Below are 19673 nucleotides of genomic sequence, written 5' to 3'. Positions count from 1 at the left end.
GCAAATTAAAACAAAAAGCCCCACGCTGAAACGTGAGGCCAGATATTAATTCGAATAGGAAAACTTATTTGTTATCTCCCACCATATCTTCCGGTTTTACCCACTCATCGAATTCCTGTGGAGTAACATAACCCAGTCCGACAGCAGTTTCTTTCAGGGTCGATCCGTTTTTGTGAGCAGTTTGTGCTATTTCGGCCGCTTTGTAATAACCGATTTTGGTATTTAAAGCAGTAACCAGCATCAGCGAGTTGTTCACATGTTTTTTGATATTTTCATGCAAAGGTTCAATGCCAACAGCGCAGTTGTCATTAAACGAAACGCAAACATCACCGATCAATCGTGCCGAATGAAGGAAGTTATAAGCCATCAAAGGTTTGAAAACATTCAGTTCAAAATGTCCGTTTGAGCCTCCGATACTGATCGCAACGTCATTTCCCATTACCTGGGCAGCAACCATCGTCATTGCTTCACATTGGGTTGGGTTTACTTTTCCCGGCATGATAGAACTTCCGGGTTCGTTGTCGGGAATGTGGATTTCGCCTATACCCGAGCGTGGTCCGGACGAAAGCATACGGATATCATTTCCGATTTTCATCAGACTTACTGCAACTGTTTTAAGTGCACCGTGTGCTTCTACAATTGCATCATGGGCAGCAAGGGCTTCAAATTTATTTTCAGCCGTAATGAAAGGCAGGCCGGTTAAAAGTGCAATGTGTTTTGCTACATTTTCAGAATAACCTGCCGGTGTATTGATGCCTGTTCCAACCGCAGTTCCACCCAAAGCGAGCTCTGAAAGATGAGATAAGGTATGAAAAATTGCACGAAGACCGTGATCCAGCTGAGAAGCATATCCCGAAAATTCCTGTCCTAATGTAAGCGGTGTGGCATCCATAAAGTGCGTACGGCCAATTTTGACAACGCTTCTGAACGCTTCTGCCTTTGCTCTTAGCGTATCGCGAAGTTTGGTGATTCCCGGAATCGTAACGTCAACCAATATCTTGTAAGCTGCAATGTGCATCGCCGTTGGGAAGGTATCGTTCGACGACTGCGATTTGTTTACATCATCGTTTGGATGAAGGAATTTTGTTTTGTCAGCCAAATCGCCGCCTTGCAAAACATGCCCGCGATAGGCGATTACTTCATTACAGTTCATATTCGACTGTGTTCCCGAACCCGTTTGCCACACAACAAGGGGAAACTGGTCGGCAAGCTGGTCGGTAAGGATTTCGTCGCAAACTTCGCCGATCAGATCACTTTTTTCCTGTGGTAAAATGCCTGCTTCATAATTGGTAATGGCAGCTGCTTTTTTCAGATAGGCGAAGGCCTTGATAATTTCCTTCGGCATTTTATTGATATCCTGAGCAATAGGGAAATTCTGGATAGAGCGCTGCGTTTGTGCGCCCCAGTAAACATGAGCAGGAACCTGCACTTCGCCCATAGTGTCTTTTTCTATACGGTATTCCATTTTCGAATTTAATAAATATGGTAAAAAGGTATAATTCAGTTGATGTGGTAAAGTTAGGGCTGCAGGCGGAGTTTTTGGTATTTTTTAATGGATAAATGTTTTCCCGAATATAGTGTTTGTCTCGTATTTATTAAATTACAACGGGTTTTACGATTAAACAGGATGGTTATGGACTTGAAGTATATTTTAAATGAAAAAGGAGAAAAGACAGCTGTCATTATTCCGATAGAGGAATGGAGACAAATTTTGGATTTGCATGAAGATTTGCAGGACGCTGATGAAACTTCCGGCACAGAAAATAAAAGATGGCCGGATGTTTCTAATTTCCCGGAAGACTGATATAGCGGATTGTTTCATTTCAGGTTCATTTTTTCCTTGCTAGACAAGCGCTATTATTCCATCGCACTTATTTTCAGCTTCATGCCTGATTTTAGATGATTCAATGGATTAATCAATTACAGTATTTTGTTTTACTAATACATTTGAGAGCCTTTTCTATCCAGCAACTCTTAAATACTTTAGTAAATGTCATCTAAAATCCTCGTTACCGGAGCTACCGGAACCATGGGTAAGGCCCTTGTTCAAAATCTGTTGTCAAAAGGTTTAGCTTTTGAGGCAGCTGTAAGGGATATTGAGCGTGCAAAGGTACAGCTTGGAATGTCCGACCACCTGGTTTATTTCGATTTCGAGGATCCATCCAGTTTTGAAAAAGCCACCGAAGGCGTCGATAGTGTATTTCTTCTTGGCCCGCCATTTAATCTGGAAATCGTAAATCTTCTTTTTCCTTTTATAGATTTCCTAAAAGAAAAGAACATCAAAAAAGTGGTATATCTTTCTGCTTTGGGTGAGCTAATCATGAAAAATCTGCCCTGGCATATAGCCATTGCTGAAAAACTACATAATGATGATTTTGACTATACGGTATTGAAACCATCCGTTTTTTCTCAGAATTTCAAAACCTATGCAGGAGATATGATCATGAAGGACAACATCATTTTCGTAACCGCAGGAGAAGGTCATGTCGGTTTTGTTGATGCCGATGATGTCGCTGAAGTTGCCTCAATCGTGTTGACAAATGATGGACATAGTGGAAAAACGTATGCTTTAACCGGACCGGAAGCCTATACTTTCTACGACGCTGCAGAAATACTGACGGAGATTACGGGAATGCCGATTTTTTATCCAAATCCTACTGACGAACAATTTATAGCCGGACTTACTGCAGCAGGAATCCCGGATCATATGATTCAATATATGCTTCGCGCCTATGGCATGATGGCAAATAACAATACCGACATCCTAAACAGTGTTGTAGAACAAATCACGGGTAAAAAGCCCTCCTCTCTTAAAGATGTGTTAATCCGGGACTTCGCTTCCTGATTGACCTGAAATTGAAATATCGAAAAGGGCGGGTATTAATTTACCTGCCCTTTTTGTGTTATCTTTTTTCAGGAATAAAAAGACATTACGAGTGATTCAATTGGAAATAATCAGTTTGATAATGTTGTGGATTGAAAACCAGAAAATGGGCGGAAACATAGGCTCCATTGCGGAATATGATTTCTGCTGCTAACTTGCTTCGCGAATAAGTAGAAGTGGAGCAATAAACAGGATTTAATATCAAATTTTTATAATCTCCCGGTGTTTTCTCGCCGGGAGATTTCTTTTATCAACGGCTTACAACAGAATCCATAATCAAGATGACCTTAGAAGAAAAAATAAATCAGTCTGAAACACGTGTTTTTAAAACCGTTTTTCCAAATAACACAAATCACTACGATACCCTTTTTGGTGGGACCGCTTTGTCGATGATGGATGAAGTGGCGTTTATAGCTGCGACGAGATTTTCAAGGCTGCGCTGCGTAACAGTCTCCTCCGATCGTATTGATTTTACCCATCCGATTCCTGCTGGAACGATAATTGAATTGGTCGGTAGAGTAGAGCATGTAGGAAATACAAGTATGAAGGTCCGGGTGGATATTTTTGTGGAACAAATGTATCTGGAAGGTCGTGAGAAGGCAGTTACAGGAATTTTTACTTTTGTAGCGTTGGATGAAACTCATAAACCGACCAAAATCCTTGTTGACTCTTTATAGGAAGAACGTATAACCACAAAATAATAAATTGAACTATTCTTTTTATTAATGTTAGTCATTGGTATTAAAGTTGTTACTACTTTTGCTAACTTTGATGTCTCAAGTCATGAAGTTTTGAGTGTTGCTCATTATTAATGATCTGATAATCAGAAGATACTTATACACACTTTCATCGCTTTACCCTTCCGCATTCCTTTAAAAGTTTGGGTAATATTATTATAAAAAAGTAAATGACAATATTAGGAATATCAGCATTTTACCATGATTCTGCAGCTGCTCTGATAGATAATGGTGAGATTGTTGCAGCGGCTCAGGAAGAGCGCTTTACCCGTAAAAAACACGATCCGGGATTTCCATCAGAAGCAATTAAATTTTGTTTGGAATACAGTGGTGTTACCCTGAACGACCTGGACGCCATTGTTTTTTACGATAAACCATTACTCAAATTCGAACGATTATTAGAAACCTATTATGCCTTTGCTCCCAAAGGGATAAGATCTTTCCTGACGGCAATGCCCGTTTGGATTAAAGAAAAAATGTTTCTTAAAAGACTGATAAATGAGGAGTTAGAGAAATTGGGATATGACAAGAAAAAGAAGGTTAAGATTCTGTTTCCGGAGCATCACCTTTCTCATGCTGCCAGTGCATACTATCCGTCTCCTTATGAAAAATCGGCAATACTTACAATTGACGGAGTTGGGGAGTGGGCAACAGCGTCGATTTGTTTGGGAGAAGGAAAGGATATCAGTATTTTAAAAGAATTACGTTTTCCGCATTCACTGGGACTTTTATACTCCGCATTCACCTACTTTTTGGGCTTTCGTGTCAATTCCGGAGAGTATAAACTTATGGGGCTGGCTCCATACGGAAATCCTTCTTCACCGGATATCAAACGTTACGAAGATATCATTCTCAAAGAACTTGTTGAGTTAAAGGAAGATGGCTCAGTCTGGCTTAATCAGGATTATTTTGATTATGCTACCGGATTGAAAATGGTCAACGAACATAAGTGGGAAGAACTTTTTGGTTTTAAAACGAGAAAACCTGAGGATGCCCTGGAAAGTATTCACTGTAACCTGGGATTGGCTATTCAGAATATTACTGAGGAAGCGGTTGTCCGGATGGCAAAAGAAGCAAAAAGGCTTACCGGTGCGGACTATCTGTGCATGGCAGGAGGAGTTGCATTGAACTGTGTATCAAATGGTAAGCTTCAAAAGGCGGGAGTCTTTAAAGATATATTTATACAGCCGGCAGCCGGCGATGCAGGCGGAGCACTGGGTGCTGCTCTTGCGGCCTACCATATTTATTTTGAAAAAGAAAGAAAAATAACCTGGAAGGCCGATGCTATGCGCGGGTCTTATTTAGGACCTACTTTTTCGGATCTGGATGTAGAACTTACTGCCAAAAAATATAGGGCAATATTTACCCACTTTGAGAATTTTAAAGACCTTTCTGTTGAGGCGGCCAGGTTACTTTCCGAAGGAAATGTAGTTGGCTGGATTCAGGGACGAATGGAATTTGGACCTCGTGCCCTGGGAGGGCGGAGTATTCTTGGTGATCCGAGAAACGAGGAAATGCAAAAGAAGCTGAATCTAAAGATTAAGTACCGCGAGTCGTTCCGCCCATTTGCACCTTCGGTATTGGCTGATGACTGCGCAGAATACTTTGACTATGATGGTATCTCACCATACATGTTGCTTGTGCATCCCGTTGCTGAAAACAGGAGAAATGAGCTTCCTGAAAATTACGACGGAATGGATCTTCGTGATAAGCTCTATTATTCACGGTCAGATTTACCTTCGATTACACATATTGATTATTCGGCCCGGATCCAGACAGTTCATAAGGAAACCAATCCGAGATATTGGGAGCTTATCAATTCGTTTAAGGAACTGACAGGTTATGCAGTTGTAGTAAATACGAGCTTTAATGTGCGTGGTGAACCGATCGTTTGTACGCCAAACGATGCGTACCGTTGTTTCATGCGTACTGAAATGGATTATCTGGTGGTCGGGAATTTTATTTTTGATAAGAAAAAACAACCTGAATGGCTGGAAAAAGATAACTGGAAAGAGGAGTTTGTCCTTGATTAATTATCAATCTTGTTAAGTTAATTTTCGTTACCGATGACTTCAAAAATTGTGAGTAGCCTGTTTCGGCTGTTCTTCCTTTTTATTCTTTTTTTATTTCTTTTTTATCCTGATAAATTTCAGGTAACATTTCAATATCCGGGTTTTCCGCAAAGTGATAACTGGTTTATACGGCTTTCCAAAGTAGCCTTCTGGCTCTTATTTATTATTGAGATACTGCGGATCTTTTATTATGGTGTCGTCAAAAGTAAGGCAAAGGGGCTCCTCGCTAATGTTGTGACGATAACAATACCGTTGGTAGTGACTTTAATATTTCTGGAGATAATCTTTATGTATATCCCGCAAAGTCATGAAGGCGTCTTATCCAAAGCGTCTCAGATATGGTGGGAGAAATATTGGCATCCTTTAAATGCACTCGGTTATCATGATAAGGAAATAGACTCATCTTCGACGAAAAGGAATATGCTTTTTATTGGAGATTCTTTTGCCGCAGGACATGGTCTTAAAACGGTTGATGAAAGATTCTCAAACATTGTCGGAAGCAGGTTGGGTAAGGAATATAATGTTTACAACCTGGGAGTTTCCGGCGCTGATACACGTGATGAAGCAAAGAGATTAAAAGAATTTCCGGTTAAACCAGATGTGATCGTTTTACAATATTTTCCTAATGACGTGGAAAAGGTAGGTCGCGAGAAGGGGTTATCTCTTTCCGGAACTGAACCGTATGCTGATTTGAAAGGGCCGGCGCTTACATTAGTGAAACGCTTTTATCTTCCTAATTTTATTTATTGGCAGCTTCCCCATGCTTCTTTCAGTACATTCGAAAATTTTGTTCAAACTGCTTATACGGACACGACTGTACTGAATGCACACTTGAGAGATATGTCTGAAATACTGGCATATCGCGACAGTACTGGTGCAAAAATGTATGCTGTATTTATTCCGTTTTTGTTTCAGGCAGAAAAAAGTGCAGGTTACACCCGCCCGGTTGAAGATTTTCTTAAGAAAAACGGTGTTACAGTTGTCACCTTAAACAAGGAGATTGCAAATATTCCTGAAAAGGACCGCGTTGTAGGTAAAAACGATGGACATGGCAGTCCTCAGCTTAATGCTATAATTGCTGAAAAGCTTACGCATATTATAAAATAACGGAACATAAGAGGTTTCAGGATAGTAAAAAAATCACTTTAATTTAAAACTTAAGAAGAGATGGAATTTTTGACAGACTTATTCTCATTTATGAAAGAGCGTAAAAAATGGTGGCTCGCTCCGGTAATTTTCGTATTGTTATTAATTGGTGTGCTGATTGTGATTGGCGGTGGTTCTGCGGTTGCTCCTTTTATTTATACACTGTTTTAATTTACCCGGTTAGAGACGGGGTTTTAATGAGTCATACGCGAAGTAAGACAGTTTATATTGTTTTACTTCATTATAAATTATAAAATGAGTGAATCGGATAAGGTTAAGGCTCAGCTTGTTATTGTTACTGGCCTCGTAGTATTATATTTTATTTTCAAATCGAAATATCTCCTTTTTGCCGCTGCGTTTGTCGGGATTATAAGTATTGCAATTCCGGCGGCGGGGGATTTGATTGTGAAAGGATGGTACAAAATAGCAGAAATCTTAGGTGCTATTAACGGAAGAATACTTCTGTCGATCGTATTTTTTGTAATACTGTTTCCTGTTGCAATCGTATCAAGACTTGGGAAGAAAAATCTTCTTTCGTTAAAAAGAGAAAGTAAAAAGACCGTTTTTGTAGAGCGGAATCACAAATACACGGGAAAGGATCTCGAACAGGTCTGGTAAATAACTCCTAAAAACCAAAAAGAAGGCCCATCAGGCCTTCTTTTTGCGTAATGTCTTTTCATACAATAGCTGCAGCATCCCATCCTTAAGACCAACATCCGGGACATGTATAATATTAGCGCCAGCCCATTTCATAGCAGAGGTATAAATATCTCCGGCTGGTACAATCACATCGGCGCGATCGGGATTTAACTGTAATTTGTTGATTCTTTCTTCGAGAGAGAACTGAGCAATATAATCTCTCATGCGTTCAATCTCCTCCAGACTGGTGGAGCTTTCGCTTAGTTTCGAAGAAAGATCAAAAAGTTTGTTGATATTACCGCCTGTTCCTACTGCCTGAATTGGTTCAGAATAGTCTACATTGTCAGTAATCCATTCCTTCACTTTTGGCCAGATATTTTTGGATTCTTTACCTTCCAAAAGCCTTACAGAGCCTAATTTAAAAGACTTGGCTATGATTTTCTTGCGATCCTTATAAAGGTTAAGTTCTGTACTTCCTCCACCCACATCGATGTGAATATATTGTCCCTCACCCAGTGACTTGACAACCACATTATTAACAAGCTCGGCTTCCCGCTGGCCATCAATAATCTGGATATGTATGCCGGTTCTTTGCTCAATGTGCTCCCGAACCTGATGACCATTATCAGCTTCGCGCATTGCGGAGGTTGAGCAAGCCATATAATCGTCTACTTCATGCAGTTCCATTAAAAGCTGGTAAGCAAGCATCAGCTTCATCATACGATCTTCACTCATCGCAGAAATCCTGCCCTGTGTAAAAACGTCATGACCCAGTCGCAGTGGAAATCTAACGTATTCAACTTTTTTCAAACGTGTTACACCCTCGTCCTGCAATACCGAAGATATTTGCATACGGGCACCGTTTGATCCTATATCAATTGCAGCGAATTTCAAAAGCGATAAGTAATGGAGTAAAGAAAGGCCAAAAATAGAGCTTTTCAGGCGAAATTCTCAACTATCCCAATCGGAATCGCTGAGAATTGGCCTACATTTTTCTTCCGATCTGGTAAAGAAGCTTCAATTTAACACCCGGTCCGGTCTTTGCACTTTCACGGGAAATGGGTTTGAAGTAGTTGTAAAGATAGCCTTCTACCTGAACCACAATCGGATGCCAGGTTTTCTCTATCCCAACCGAAAGGTTAAGTGAGTTCATAGCCGGAATATCCATTTTCTTTTCAAAAGACTGATTCCTGAATTCCTGACCGGGCATTGGCAGACGACAGTCAAATGCATATTGCTCACGCCCTTTAACTGTGATATTCGTTCCTGCGCTGGCGTAATAGCTAAAGTCGTTTTTCAGCTCATTTCTGAAAGCAACGGTTAATGGAATTTGAACCAAACTTGGATTCACCTGGATATTGAGTACTTCGAAAGCAACAGGTACTTCGTTTGGATGTGACCGTTTGAAATCCTGGCGGTTTTTTTCCCTAAATATCTTTTCAGTGAAAAATTCCATTGGTTTAATTTTGACCCAGCTCACACCGGTCGAAACTGAGAATTTTTTCGACACCAGCACTTCGCCCAGTACAGTTTTAACCTGATTTCCTCCTTCAAACTGAATTCCGCCACCGAAACGGTAGGGCACCTTCAAATTCAATCTTGGAATCGTATTTTCTGCTTTGGTTGTTTTTTCTACTTTTTTATCTTCAGCAACAGTTTTTTGAGCAGCAGGAGCATTTGCCAGTAAGATCCTTTTAACCTGTTTACCAGACATCCGGTTTGCCAGAGCATAATTCAGTTTTCTGGAATTATCAGGCAACTGCAATGATTCTAATTCAGAAAGCTGGTCAAAATCTTCTCCTAAGGTTTTGCCCATGATGGATGATGCCGGATCCAAGCTGGTTTCCGAATTTTGATCCTGTCCACTCCGGGTTTTTGCCGAAACTCCGGAATAATTATTGGCGGCATCTGATTTTTTACCTGACTGATTTCCGGCAAATTCTCTGACAGATTTTTGCTCGGGATTATGTTGATATGTTCTTTCGGTTGTTTCGTTACTTCTTTGACTGATAACTTTCTCATTTACACCGGTAGCCTTCTCAATTTCAGTCTTGCTTTCGGCATAAGCCGGATTTTCGGAAACAATAGAGGAACCGTTTCGTTTTCTCAATCCCTCATTTATTATTCCGTTCTGATTGTTTTCTTCTGGAGTTTCAAAACGCTGTTCATTCAGATTATTCAAACGGTCATCAGCTTTCGTGACCTGCGGTTCCCTTTGCAAATCAGAATTTTCATCACTAAAAAACTGATCTTTGGAAACTTCTTTTTGGACAATATAAATCGTATCTGTTTTTGGAGCCAGGACAGGGGCATTTTTGATAACTTCAATCTGGTTCTGAAGTTTTTTAACATCGCTTGCCAGATCTTTGGTTTGAGAAACCTGTCCCATGTATAAAAATGCCATAACCGTCGTCACCGACGCCGCTGCGGCATAACCCAGCCAGGAGCCGTACTGCTGCCAGAATCCGGGCGGAGTGTGGGCATGCATGTAATTTTGCATTTTGGCCCAGTCGTCCTCTTGAAAGTCTGGTGTGATACTCTCTAATTTCTGGCGTATAGTTTTTTCAAATTTATCAGTTTTCATTTCCTTTGAATGACTTTACAGCCCAATCACTTGGGAAGAGATGTGGGTAATATTTTTTTATCAAATGCTGCAGTCTTGCCCTTGCACGTACGTAATGTGACCGGACTGTTGCTTCATTGATTTCAAGTAACTCGGCTATTTCTCTGTGATTATATCCATCTACAACGTACATTAGAAAGACATTTTTATAAACAGGCTTTATTTCCTGAATCAGTTTTAGAATTTCGTCTGCCGTTATCTGGCTCACTATATCTTCTTCAAATCTCGGATACGGCGCATCTTCGAGCGAGACCATATCTTCGTTGTGTTTTTTATGCTTCCTGTAATAACTAATGGCTGTATTCACCATAATTGTCCGAAGCCAGGCTTTGAAAGGATGGCTGGAATCATACCGTTCAATATTATTAAATACTTTCAGAAATCCTTCGTTTAATACCTCTTCTGCTTCTTCAGGAGACGAAGTATACCGAAGGCAAATGCTTTTAGAATAACCGAAAAATTGCTTGTACAAAACCCGCTGCGCCTGACTGTTGCGGGCTATACATGCAGAAACGACCGACCCGAAGTCGTTTTCGTCAAAGGATATTTTTCTTCCAAATAGCAAAGTTAGGGCGTCAAGTTGTCAGGGATATTATTTCTGATTTAAGTTACGCATCCGTTTTTGCTTATGTTGCAATTTTGTTAAAAATAAATTTTTGAAAATATTTTCATCGGACTTGCAACAGCTTCTGTGAAGGTCACGTAATGGTTTGAAAAGGTTTTTATCTCAATCATTCAAACTAGTAACAAAAATGAAAAAGTTTGCTTTCGTGCTGGTGTTATTGTCTGCCGGGTGGTTTGTTTCCTGTCAAAAGGATAATGGAAGTGTTACGCCCGTGGAGGAGTTGTCTGACGTGGAAAGTGTTGTTTCTTCTGCTGCGGCCCGTTATGCGGTGGCAGTCGATTCTGTTACGGTAAAAAAATGTAAAGGAAAACTAACCGAAGTAGCTGCTGCTGATCTGGCAGTTTCAATTACGACTTATATAAGTACAACCTATGCCGGTTCTGAAATTAAGTATGCAGCAAAAGATGAGTCGGGTCGGGTGGTAGTTGCCATTGCACTTTCAGACGGAACGTTAAAAGGCTTGTTGTTTAAAGCGGACGGAACATTTCAGGAAGAATTAAAACAGCATGTAAAAAAGGCAAAGCTTACAAAAGTTGAAATAAGTGCACTGCCAGCAGTTATCACAACATATATTACTGCTAACTATGCAGGTTCAGAAGTAAAACAAGTGGCGAAAAATGCCGATGGTGAATATTTCGTAGGAATACTGATAGACAGCAAAATCAAAATATTACTATTCAATGCAGATGGTTCATTTAGCAAGGAGCTCGAAAAGCCTGCTAAGCAACACGGAAAGCATAAATAAATTTTGTTAGGGGTGAGTTGGAATACGGTGCTGGAATTTTCCGGTACCGTATTTATTTTTTACAGCTGAATCCAAATCATTTAATAAAGTGATCCTATCCAAAAATTTTACAGCAGCGTAGAATTTTTAATTTCTCCCATAACAAACAAACTGTGCGTACTTCCGATATTTTCAAGTGAACCCAGCTTCTGCATCAGAAACTGCTGGTATTGGGACATATCTTCCACTACAATTTTGAGTAAAAAGTCGTAATCTCCTGAAATGTTGAAGCACTCAATCACCTCAGGCATGGCGATTACAGCCTTGACAAATTTCTCGCCCATCACTTTTGAATGCTCTTTTAAAGCAATGTTGCAAAAGGCCATGAGCTTTTTACCTATTTTCTCCCGGTCTACCAGCGCTACATATTTTTTAATAACACCTTCTTTTTCAAGTCTTCTTACGCGTTCATATACAGGCGTGTAGGAGAGGTTTAACTTTTCAGATAATTCCCGCGTTTTCAAGGTTGCGTCCTCCTGCAGATAATGCAGTATTTTCGCATCCGTATCGTCCAGATTATACATAGATAGAATATCTTAATTCACTTTTTAAGTTACCCTTTTGCAGATAAATTATGCAAAAGTAAAGTATAGTATAGATTAATAATCTGATTTTTTTGATTTTATTGAACAAAACATCTATTGAACTAAATTTGTATTTTTAAAGAAATGCAGATACCGAATCGGGGTATTATTCACAATGAACCAACAGAAGTCAAAATATGGTAGCAACAAAACAAAATGATATTCGTGAAATTTTGAAAAGTCGGATTCTGGTGCTGGATGGTGCCATGGGAACGATGATCCAACGCTACAAATTAGAAGATCACGATTACAGTGGAGAACGCTTTAAAGACTGGCCGCATGATGTAAAAGGCAATAACGATTTGCTTTCGCTGACGCGCCCGGATGTAATCAAAGAAATACATGCTGCTTATTTTGAAGCAGGAGCGGATATAGCCGAAACCAATACTTTTTCAGGAACCACTATTGCCATGGCTGACTATGGAATGGAAGAACTCGTTTACGAGCTGAACTTTGAATCGGCGCGTCTTGCCCGTGAAGTTGCGGACGATTTTACAGAAAGAAATCCCGACAAACCCCGGTTTGTTGCCGGATCTATGGGGCCTACCAACAGAACGGCCTCTTTGTCTCCGGATGTGAATAATCCAGGTTATCGCGCCGTAAGTTTTGACCAGCTGGTTGATGCTTATTATGAGCAAATTAAGGGATTAACCGATGGTGGTTGCGATTTGCTTCTGGTAGAAACCGTTTTTGATACATTGAATGCCAAAGCTGCCCTTTTTGCAATTGATAAGTTTTTTGTAGACGCCAAAGAAGGTAAAGTGGAAAGGCTTCCGTCATGGAAAGTTGCGGAAGGTGAGGCATTACCGATCATGGTTTCAGGAACGATCACGGATGCTTCCGGACGTACTTTATCGGGACAAACGACTGAGGCTTTTCTGACATCGATTTCTCATTTGCCACTATTGTCTGTTGGTTTGAATTGCGCTTTGGGTGCAGATCTGATGCGTCCTTATGTTCAGATTCTGGCAACCAACTCGCCTTTTTACACTTCTGCTCACCCGAATGCAGGTTTGCCTAACGAAATGGGTGAATACGATGAATCTCCCGAGCAAATGGGAGAGGTAATCGATGGGTTTTTGAGAGACAATCTGATCAATATTATCGGGGGATGCTGTGGAACAACACCGGACCATATCCGGGTAATTGCGGATCTGGCCGGAAAGTATAATCCAAGAATTATACCTGAATCGGAGCCAATACTGAAATTGTCAGGCCTGGAACCGATGGATATTACTACATTGACCAACTACGTAAATATTGGTGAACGCTGTAATGTTTCCGGTTCTAAAATGTTTGCAAGACTCATCCGTTCCGGTGATTACGATGCAGCACTTTCGGTTGCCCGCGATCAGGTTGAAAACGGAGCGCAGGTCATTGACGTGAATGTCGACGAAGGTATGATTGATGGTGTTGAAGCAATGCGTACTTTCCTGAATCTGATTGCCGCTGAACCCGACATTTCCCGTGTTCCGCTAATGATTGACTCGTCGAAATGGGAGGTTATTGAAGCCGGTTTAAAATGTGTTCAGGGAAAAGCGATTGTCAACTCTATTTCTCTTAAAGAAGGAGAAGAAAAGTTTAAAGAATCGGCAAGAAACGTGCTGCGTTACGGAGCTGCTGCCGTTGTAATGGCATTTGACGAAACCGGCCAGGCCGACAATCTTGAAAGAAGAATTGAAATCTGTTCGAGGGCATATCGCATATTGGTGGATGAAGTTGGTTTTCCGCCTCAGGACATCATTTTCGATCCAAACATCCTGACTGTCGCAACCGGGATGGAAGAACATAATAATTATGCGGTAGACTTCATCAATGCTACAAGATGGATCAAAGAAAATCTTCCGCATGCAAAAGTGTCCGGTGGTGTTTCCAATGTTTCTTTTAGTTTCCGTGGAAATGAACCTGTTCGTGAAGCAATTCATACTGCCTTTCTTTACCACGCTATTCGTGCAGGAATGGATATGGGAATTGTGAATGCAGGGCAGCTTGGGATCTACGATGAAATTCCAAAAGATATTTTGGAATTGGTTGAAGACGTACTCCTAAACCGCAGACCCGACGCAACGGATCGCCTGATTACTTTTGCAGAAACTGTTAAAGACAAAGGTAAAGTAGCAACGGGCCCGGATCTTACCTGGAGAACTTTGACGGTTACTGAGCGTATTAGTCATGCTTTGGTAAAAGGCAATGCCGATTATATTGAAGAGGATGTTGCCGAATGTATGCCTATGTTTTCGCGCCCTCTTGAAATAATCGAAGGGCCCCTGATGGACGGCATGAGCATTGTCGGGGATTTGTTTGGTGCCGGGAAAATGTTCCTTCCTCAGGTAGTAAAATCTGCCCGGGTGATGAAAAAGGCCGTTGCTTATCTTCAGCCTTTTATCGAAGCAGAGAAACAGGAAGGTTCTTCCTTTGCAGGAAAAATCCTGCTTGCCACTGTAAAGGGCGATGTACATGATATTGGTAAAAACATTGTGGGTGTTGTACTGGGATGTAACAACTATGAGATTATTGATCTCGGTGTAATGGTGCCGACAGATAAAATTCTGGCGGCTGCTATTGAACACAATGTGGATATCATCGGTCTTTCAGGACTGATTACGCCTTCGCTTGATGAAATGGTGGGTGTGGCCAAAGAAATGGAAAGACGTAATTTTAAAATGCCGCTTTTGATTGGCGGAGCTACCACGTCGCGGATTCACACTGCCGTGAAAATTGATCCTAATTACTCCGGAGCAGTTATTCATGTTTTGGATGCTTCACGTTCGGTTCCGGTTGCCGGGAAACTGATACAGAGTGATGTGAGCCAGGCGAAAGTGCTGGCGGATATTAAAATCGAATACGCCAAATTAAGAGAAGATCACGCCAAACGCGGAGGAGAGAAGGCGCATGTTGAAATTGCAAAAGCAAGGGATAATAAAGCGAAAATCGACTGGACTAACTTCACTGCAACCAAACCTCAGTTTTTAGGAACGCGTGTTTATGATGACTATGATTTAGCCGAAATTGCAAAATATATAGACTGGACACCTTTCTTCCAGACCTGGCAGTTACACGGGAAATACCCCAAGATATTCGAAGATAAAGTTGTAGGCGAAGAGGCTGCTAAATTATTTGAAGATGCTGCTGTTTTGTTGGGAGAAATGATACTCAACAAAAGTCTTAAAGCGAAGGCGGTAATCGGTTTCTGGCCGGCGAATTCGATACAGGATGACATCGTGTTGCATCATTTTGAAGAACAAAAGGCTGATCCGGACAATGAGGGACATGGATCTCATCAGCATGTAGAGTACAAAATCAGTCGGCCTGGCCAGGATAATCTGAATGCAGGTGAACTGGTAAACGATACTGCGGTGGTGCTGCACCATCTACGTCAGCAAAGTCAGAAGGCCTCAAACCTTCCGAACTATTGCCTTTCGGATTTTGTCGCACCGCTGGAAACAGGCCACACGGATTATATCGGTGCCTTTGCAGTTACAGCCGGAATCGGAATTGAACCGCTTTTAGAGCAATACGAGAGAGATCATGATGACTACAACAGTATCATGGTGAAAGCCCTCGCCGATCGGTTGGTTGAAGCCCTGACAGAACTGATGCATGAACGTGTTCGCAAGGAAATCTGGGGTTATGCGAAGGAAGAAACTTTTACAAACGAAGAGCTGATTAAAGAAGCTTACAAAGGTATTCGCCCGGCTCCGGGATATCCGGCCTGTCCTGACCATACCGAGAAACGTATGCTTTTTGATCTTCTTCAAGCCGAAAAGCTTGGTATTACGTTAACAGAAAGTTACGCGATGTACCCGGCAAGCAGCGTGAGCGGCTGGTACTTCTCTCATCCGGATAGCCGTTATTTTCCGGTAGGTAAAATTTTCAAAGATCAGGTCGAAGATTATGCAAGAAGAAAAGATATGCCTCTGGAAGAAATAGAAAAATGGCTTTCACCGGTTCTTGGGTATTAATATTAAAGCTTAAAAAAGAAATGCCTGGCTTCACAAAGTCAGGCATTTCTTTTTCTCTGTTACTGATTTTGATTTCACGTTTAAGCAGACATTTAGCCACGGAGACTTACTTGTACTAAAAATCAGGTAATTATACGCTATTTTAATATGTTTTTCCGTTAGATATTTGTGACCGGATTTAAAGAAAGGAGTACATATTAATTTGCATGCTATGAATAGGAAAATTTCAGTCTTTATTTTACTGATTTTACTTGCATCTTCATTTAAATACAGAGCAAAAACGGTGGAAGCTGATGCTTCACCTGTATTATCAAAAGTGACGAAGGTATCTGCTTCGGAACTGAGTTCGCCAGGAGATTTTGATGCAGTTGTAAATAAAATGCAGGAAGCCAATCGCCAGTTTTCTCAGGGAAATCCGCAGTTGTTTAAATTATTATGGTCCCATAGTGAAGACGTTACCATTTTTGATGGATCCTCAAATCAGCAATTGACCGGATGGGAACTGGTTGAGCCGCGCCTGGATCTGGTAAGCGAACAAATGCAGGGAGATAACAATAGTTACACATTCGCAAAAATTGCAAGCAAAGCCGGACCTGACATGGGTTATCTGGTACAAACTGAGCATTATAAGATCAATAGTAACGTCATCGATTTAAGGGTTACCACTCTTTTTAGAAAAGAAAATGGTGTCTGGAAGATTATTCACAGGCAGGCAGATGATTTGGGTGGGAACCGCATTGTGAAAAATTAATGCTGAAATTTTAGGCAAATGTTGTTTTAAAAATCCTCGTATATTCATCCAAGGTCAAAGTTTTCACAGTTCTTTCTTCGTTCAACAGGCGTATCAGACTTAAATATTCTGCTTCCATTATCTAATGGTTAGTTTGCCGGATTTGATTTGTACAGCTCTTTTGCGTGGAGAATAAGCTTTAAAGCTGCGTATAGCCGTTCCTGAGGAGTTTTTGACCGCCAGTATTCTTTGTCGTATGCAGGAATGTCGTCAAAGCGCTGCGATTTTTTTATTGTGCCCATAAACAAAAATATAAAGAGTGGGACAGAAAAGACAGCAAAAATGCAACTAAGCCTTCTTTGTTAGATTTTTCATTAAAAATGTATTCTAAAAGAATGAATATATATTGATTTCGCTGATATTTCCGTAGAGGTGTGGCCCTTCGTGCGACTTACAATTAATTTGTTGTTATTTTGCAACCTGGAAAAAAGCACCAACTAACTAACATGGAAAGATTTACCGGCCTGATTGGCATTGCATTGATTTTGGGTATTGCATTTGCTATGTCAAATAACCGAAAAGCAATTAATTATCGTACTGTTGGTGTCGGTCTTGGTCTTCAGTTTGGCCTGGCTGTTTTTATTCTTCGAACCGATATTGGTCAATCGATCTTTCAATGGCTGGGTGCGAAAGTTCAAAAGCTGCTTTCTTTCTCTGATCAGGGTGCCGATTTTGTTTTTGGTACATTGGTTCGTCCTGAATTGATGCAGCGCGCCTTTGGCCCTGGTAACGACTTTGTTTTCTTTTTTAAAGTAATCCCAACGATTATTTTTGTCGCCGTTTTGGTGAATATACTTTACCATTTAGGCATCATGCAGCGTATCGTTTCCGTCATTGCACGCGGCGTTTATTGGCTGATGGGTGTGAGCGGTGCGGAAGCAGTTTCTAATGTGGCGAGTACTTTTGTAGGGCAGGTTGAAGCACAGATCATGATCAAGCCATATCTTAAAAATATGACTAATTCTGAGCTGATGGCCTCTATGACGGGAAGTTTTGCCTGTATTGCAGGTGGTGTTATGGCTGTTTATATTTCGCTCGGTGTGCCTGCACCTTATCTAATTGCGGCCAGTTTAATGGCTGCTCCGGGAGCACTCGTTATTTCTAAAATCGTTTTTCCTGAAACCGAGCAGTCCAATACCAAAGGAGCAGTGAAACTAGAAGTCACCAAAACACACGCCAATTTACTGGATGCCATTGCAGCCGGTGCGAGCGAAGGGCTTAAAGTAGGTTTTAACGTCATTGCTATGTTAATTGGCTTTATAGCCTTGGTTGCGCTGCTTGACTATCTGCTTGGTCTGATCGGCGGTGTTTTTTCTTTTCCTCAATTAAGTTTTAACTTTTTACTTGGTAAAGTATTTTCCATTTTCGCCTGGGCGATGGGTGTTCCGGGAAAAGATATCGAAGCTGCGGGCTCGCTGATGGGTACAAAAATGGTAATCAATGAGTTTGTCGCTTACCTGGATATGGTAAAACTGAAAGACACGCTGGATCATAAAACAATTGTAATTACAAGTTTTGCTCTTTGCGGATTTGCCAATTTTAGCTCCATCGCCATTCAGGTTGGGGGCATTGGGGAACTGGCACCGTCGCGCCGTGCAGATCTGGCCCGATTAGGTTTTAAAGCTTTGATCTGTGGTACCCTGGCGTCGTATATGTCTGCTACATTAGCTGGTTTGCTGTTGTAAGTTTGCATTATTAGAGTCTGTTTAAGCCCATAGATTTTTGGGGAAGTGGCTCAGGCTGCTTCCCTATTTTTTTGCGTTTTTTACTCAAAATAATGAATTGACGTAATTTTATTTATATGAATACGCTTCATATTCAAGCCTGATGGCATGATTATATTTCAGAATGAAATCGGACACGATTTATGTATCTAACAGTTGATTTATGAAAAAAATAAAATTATCCTTCTCTTTGCTCAAAGACAGTTTTAGTGCCTTTATGGATGACAATGGCTTAAAACTGAGTGCTGCGCTGTCCTATTACACCATATTTTCGCTTGCTCCGATGCTGCTGGTGATCATTTCCATTCTGAATTTCTTTTATAAAAATAGTGATATACAGGGAGAGTTGTTCGGCCAAATAACCGCGCTGGTTGGGGCAAATGCGGCTCAGCAATTACTGGAAATACTTAAAAATGCAGAAATGTCTAATAAATCAGGTGTTGCTGCTGCCATCGGGATTGGTACTTTACTGATCGGGGCCACCGGGGTTTTTGCCGAAATACAGGATTCAATCAATTTTATTTGGTCCATAAAATCGAAACCGAAAAAAGGTTGGCTGCAATATCTTAAAAACAGGCTGCTGTCGTTTTCAATTATTTTAACACTCGGCTTCTTACTTCTGATTTCTCTTGGAATAAATGCCCTGGTAGATCTTTTGAGCTCACGACTTGAAGCACGTTTTTCTGAGGCATCGGTTGTTGTTTTTTATATCATCAACATGGCGTTGCTGCTGACTATTATCACTTCTCTCTTTACCGTGATATTTAAAGTTTTGCCGGATGGACACGTAAGGTGGCGGGAATGTATTGTCGGTGCAGCTTTCACGGCAGTTCTGTTTTTGATCGGGAAGTTTGTTATCACGTTTTACATTGGACAAGCCGATCTGGGAGCTACTTATGGAGCATCTGCTTCGATTGTCATTTTGTTAACCTGGGTTTACTATTCGTCGATAATTCTCTACTTCGGAGCGGAATTTACAAAAATATATGCCGGCCTTGATGGCGTAGCAATTACCCCAAATAAACATGCGGTACTCATCGTCAGAAAAGAGCTTGATGAGAAAACGGGCAAAGCGGTTGAGTAAAGTTTGTTTAATGTTTAAT

Annotated in this window: 18 protein-coding genes; 12 read left to right on the top strand and 6 right to left on the bottom strand. The window is 40.9% G+C overall.

The genetic code is table 11. The annotated features are described in order from the left end of the window. Nucleotides 1–64: 64 nt before the first annotated feature. Nucleotides 65–1465 carry a class II fumarate hydratase gene (gene fumC, locus E0F88_RS10185; protein ID WP_131958128.1) on the bottom strand — a complete coding sequence of 467 codons (1401 nt, stop codon included), beginning with the start codon at nt 1463–1465 and terminating at the stop codon, nt 65–67. 168 nt (nt 1466–1633) lie between these two features. Here fumC and E0F88_RS33670 point away from each other — a divergent pair, with 168 nt between their 5' ends. The 7 genes from E0F88_RS33670 to E0F88_RS10160 all read left to right on the top strand — a co-directional run bounded on the left by E0F88_RS33670 (nt 1634) and on the right by E0F88_RS10160 (nt 7457). After that, nucleotides 1634–1804 carry a hypothetical protein gene (locus E0F88_RS33670; RefSeq protein ID WP_165940031.1) on the top strand — a complete coding sequence of 57 codons (171 nt, stop codon included), beginning with the start codon at nt 1634–1636 and terminating at the stop codon, nt 1802–1804. Between the two features lie 186 nt (nt 1805–1990). Next, the gene (locus E0F88_RS10180; RefSeq protein ID WP_131958127.1) at nt 1991–2845 is read left to right on the top strand and encodes an SDR family oxidoreductase; all 855 of its coding nucleotides are present in this window, start codon (nt 1991–1993) and stop codon (nt 2843–2845) included. Nucleotides 2846–3165: 320 nt separating this feature from the next. Continuing rightward, on the top strand, nt 3166–3561 hold the full coding sequence (locus E0F88_RS10175; RefSeq protein ID WP_131958126.1) for an acyl-CoA thioesterase: 396 nt from the start codon (nt 3166–3168) through the stop codon (nt 3559–3561). 230 nt (nt 3562–3791) lie between these two features. Continuing rightward, a complete protein-coding gene (locus tag E0F88_RS10170) occupies nt 3792–5654 on the top strand; it encodes a carbamoyltransferase family protein (RefSeq protein ID WP_131958125.1) in 1863 nt (620 codons plus the stop codon). 33 nt (nt 5655–5687) lie between these two features. Next, nucleotides 5688–6800, top strand: a complete 1113-nt coding sequence (locus E0F88_RS10165; protein ID WP_131958124.1) for an SGNH/GDSL hydrolase family protein — start codon at nt 5688–5690, stop codon at nt 6798–6800. Nucleotides 6801–6860: 60 nt separating this feature from the next. Beyond that, nucleotides 6861–7010 (top strand): DUF5989 family protein, encoded by a 150-nt coding sequence (locus tag E0F88_RS33665; protein ID WP_165940030.1) that lies wholly within the window; start codon nt 6861–6863, stop codon nt 7008–7010. 84 nt (nt 7011–7094) lie between these two features. Next, entirely contained in the window at nt 7095–7457 is a 363-nt protein-coding gene (locus E0F88_RS10160) for an SxtJ family membrane protein (protein ID WP_131958123.1), read from the top strand. Nucleotides 7458–7487: 30 nt separating this feature from the next. Here the strand turns inward: E0F88_RS10160 and E0F88_RS10155 are convergent, their stop codons facing one another. The 3 genes from E0F88_RS10155 to E0F88_RS10145 form a co-directional block, all read right to left on the bottom strand. After that, entirely contained in the window at nt 7488–8372 is an 885-nt protein-coding gene (locus tag E0F88_RS10155; protein ID WP_131958122.1) for a Ppx/GppA phosphatase family protein, read from the bottom strand. 91 nt (nt 8373–8463) lie between these two features. After that, on the bottom strand, nt 8464–10062 hold the full coding sequence (locus tag E0F88_RS10150) for a hypothetical protein (protein WP_131958121.1): 1599 nt from the start codon (nt 10060–10062) through the stop codon (nt 8464–8466). Further along, a complete protein-coding gene (locus E0F88_RS10145) occupies nt 10052–10666 on the bottom strand; it encodes an RNA polymerase sigma factor (protein ID WP_131958120.1) in 615 nt (204 codons plus the stop codon). The genes E0F88_RS10150 and E0F88_RS10145 overlap by 11 nt, the downstream gene beginning before the upstream one ends. 187 nt (nt 10667–10853) lie before the next feature. Here E0F88_RS10145 and E0F88_RS10140 point away from each other — a divergent pair, with 187 nt between their 5' ends. After that, complete coding sequence (locus E0F88_RS10140) at nt 10854–11471, top strand: PepSY-like domain-containing protein (RefSeq protein ID WP_131958119.1); 618 nt, start codon at nt 10854–10856, stop codon at nt 11469–11471. Between the two features lie 107 nt (nt 11472–11578). On the opposite strand, the gene E0F88_RS10135 is transcribed toward E0F88_RS10140, so the two are convergent. Then, the gene (locus E0F88_RS10135) at nt 11579–12034 is read right to left on the bottom strand and encodes an Lrp/AsnC family transcriptional regulator (RefSeq protein WP_131958118.1); all 456 of its coding nucleotides are present in this window, start codon (nt 12032–12034) and stop codon (nt 11579–11581) included. Nucleotides 12035–12231: 197 nt separating this feature from the next. Between E0F88_RS10135 and metH the strand changes: the two genes are divergently transcribed. Together metH and E0F88_RS10125 are read left to right on the top strand one after the other, a co-directional pair. Further along, complete coding sequence (gene metH, locus E0F88_RS10130; protein ID WP_131958117.1) at nt 12232–16056, top strand: methionine synthase; 3825 nt, start codon at nt 12232–12234, stop codon at nt 16054–16056. Between the two features lie 211 nt (nt 16057–16267). Beyond that, nucleotides 16268–16807, top strand: coding sequence for a nuclear transport factor 2 family protein (locus tag E0F88_RS10125; protein ID WP_131958116.1), 540 nt, complete (start codon nt 16268–16270; stop codon nt 16805–16807). Between the two features lie 128 nt (nt 16808–16935). Here E0F88_RS10125 and E0F88_RS33660 read toward each other — a convergent pair whose 3' ends face one another. Then, nucleotides 16936–17088, bottom strand: coding sequence for a hypothetical protein (locus E0F88_RS33660; protein ID WP_165940029.1), 153 nt, complete (start codon nt 17086–17088; stop codon nt 16936–16938). Between the two features lie 204 nt (nt 17089–17292). On the opposite strand from E0F88_RS33660, the gene E0F88_RS10120 reads away from it, so the two are divergent. Together E0F88_RS10120 and E0F88_RS10115 are read left to right on the top strand one after the other, a co-directional pair. Further along, nucleotides 17293–18531 (top strand): NupC/NupG family nucleoside CNT transporter, encoded by a 1239-nt coding sequence (locus E0F88_RS10120; RefSeq protein WP_131958115.1) that lies wholly within the window; start codon nt 17293–17295, stop codon nt 18529–18531. 202 nt (nt 18532–18733) lie between these two features. Beyond that, the gene (locus E0F88_RS10115; RefSeq protein ID WP_131958114.1) at nt 18734–19654 is read left to right on the top strand and encodes a YihY/virulence factor BrkB family protein; all 921 of its coding nucleotides are present in this window, start codon (nt 18734–18736) and stop codon (nt 19652–19654) included. The last annotated feature ends 19 nt before the right edge of the window (nt 19655–19673 follow it).

Source organism: Dyadobacter psychrotolerans (assembly GCF_004349265.1).
Taxonomy (GTDB): Bacteria; Bacteroidota; Bacteroidia; order Cytophagales; family Spirosomataceae; genus Dyadobacter; species Dyadobacter psychrotolerans.
This window is presented reverse-complemented; position numbering and strand designations above follow the sequence as displayed.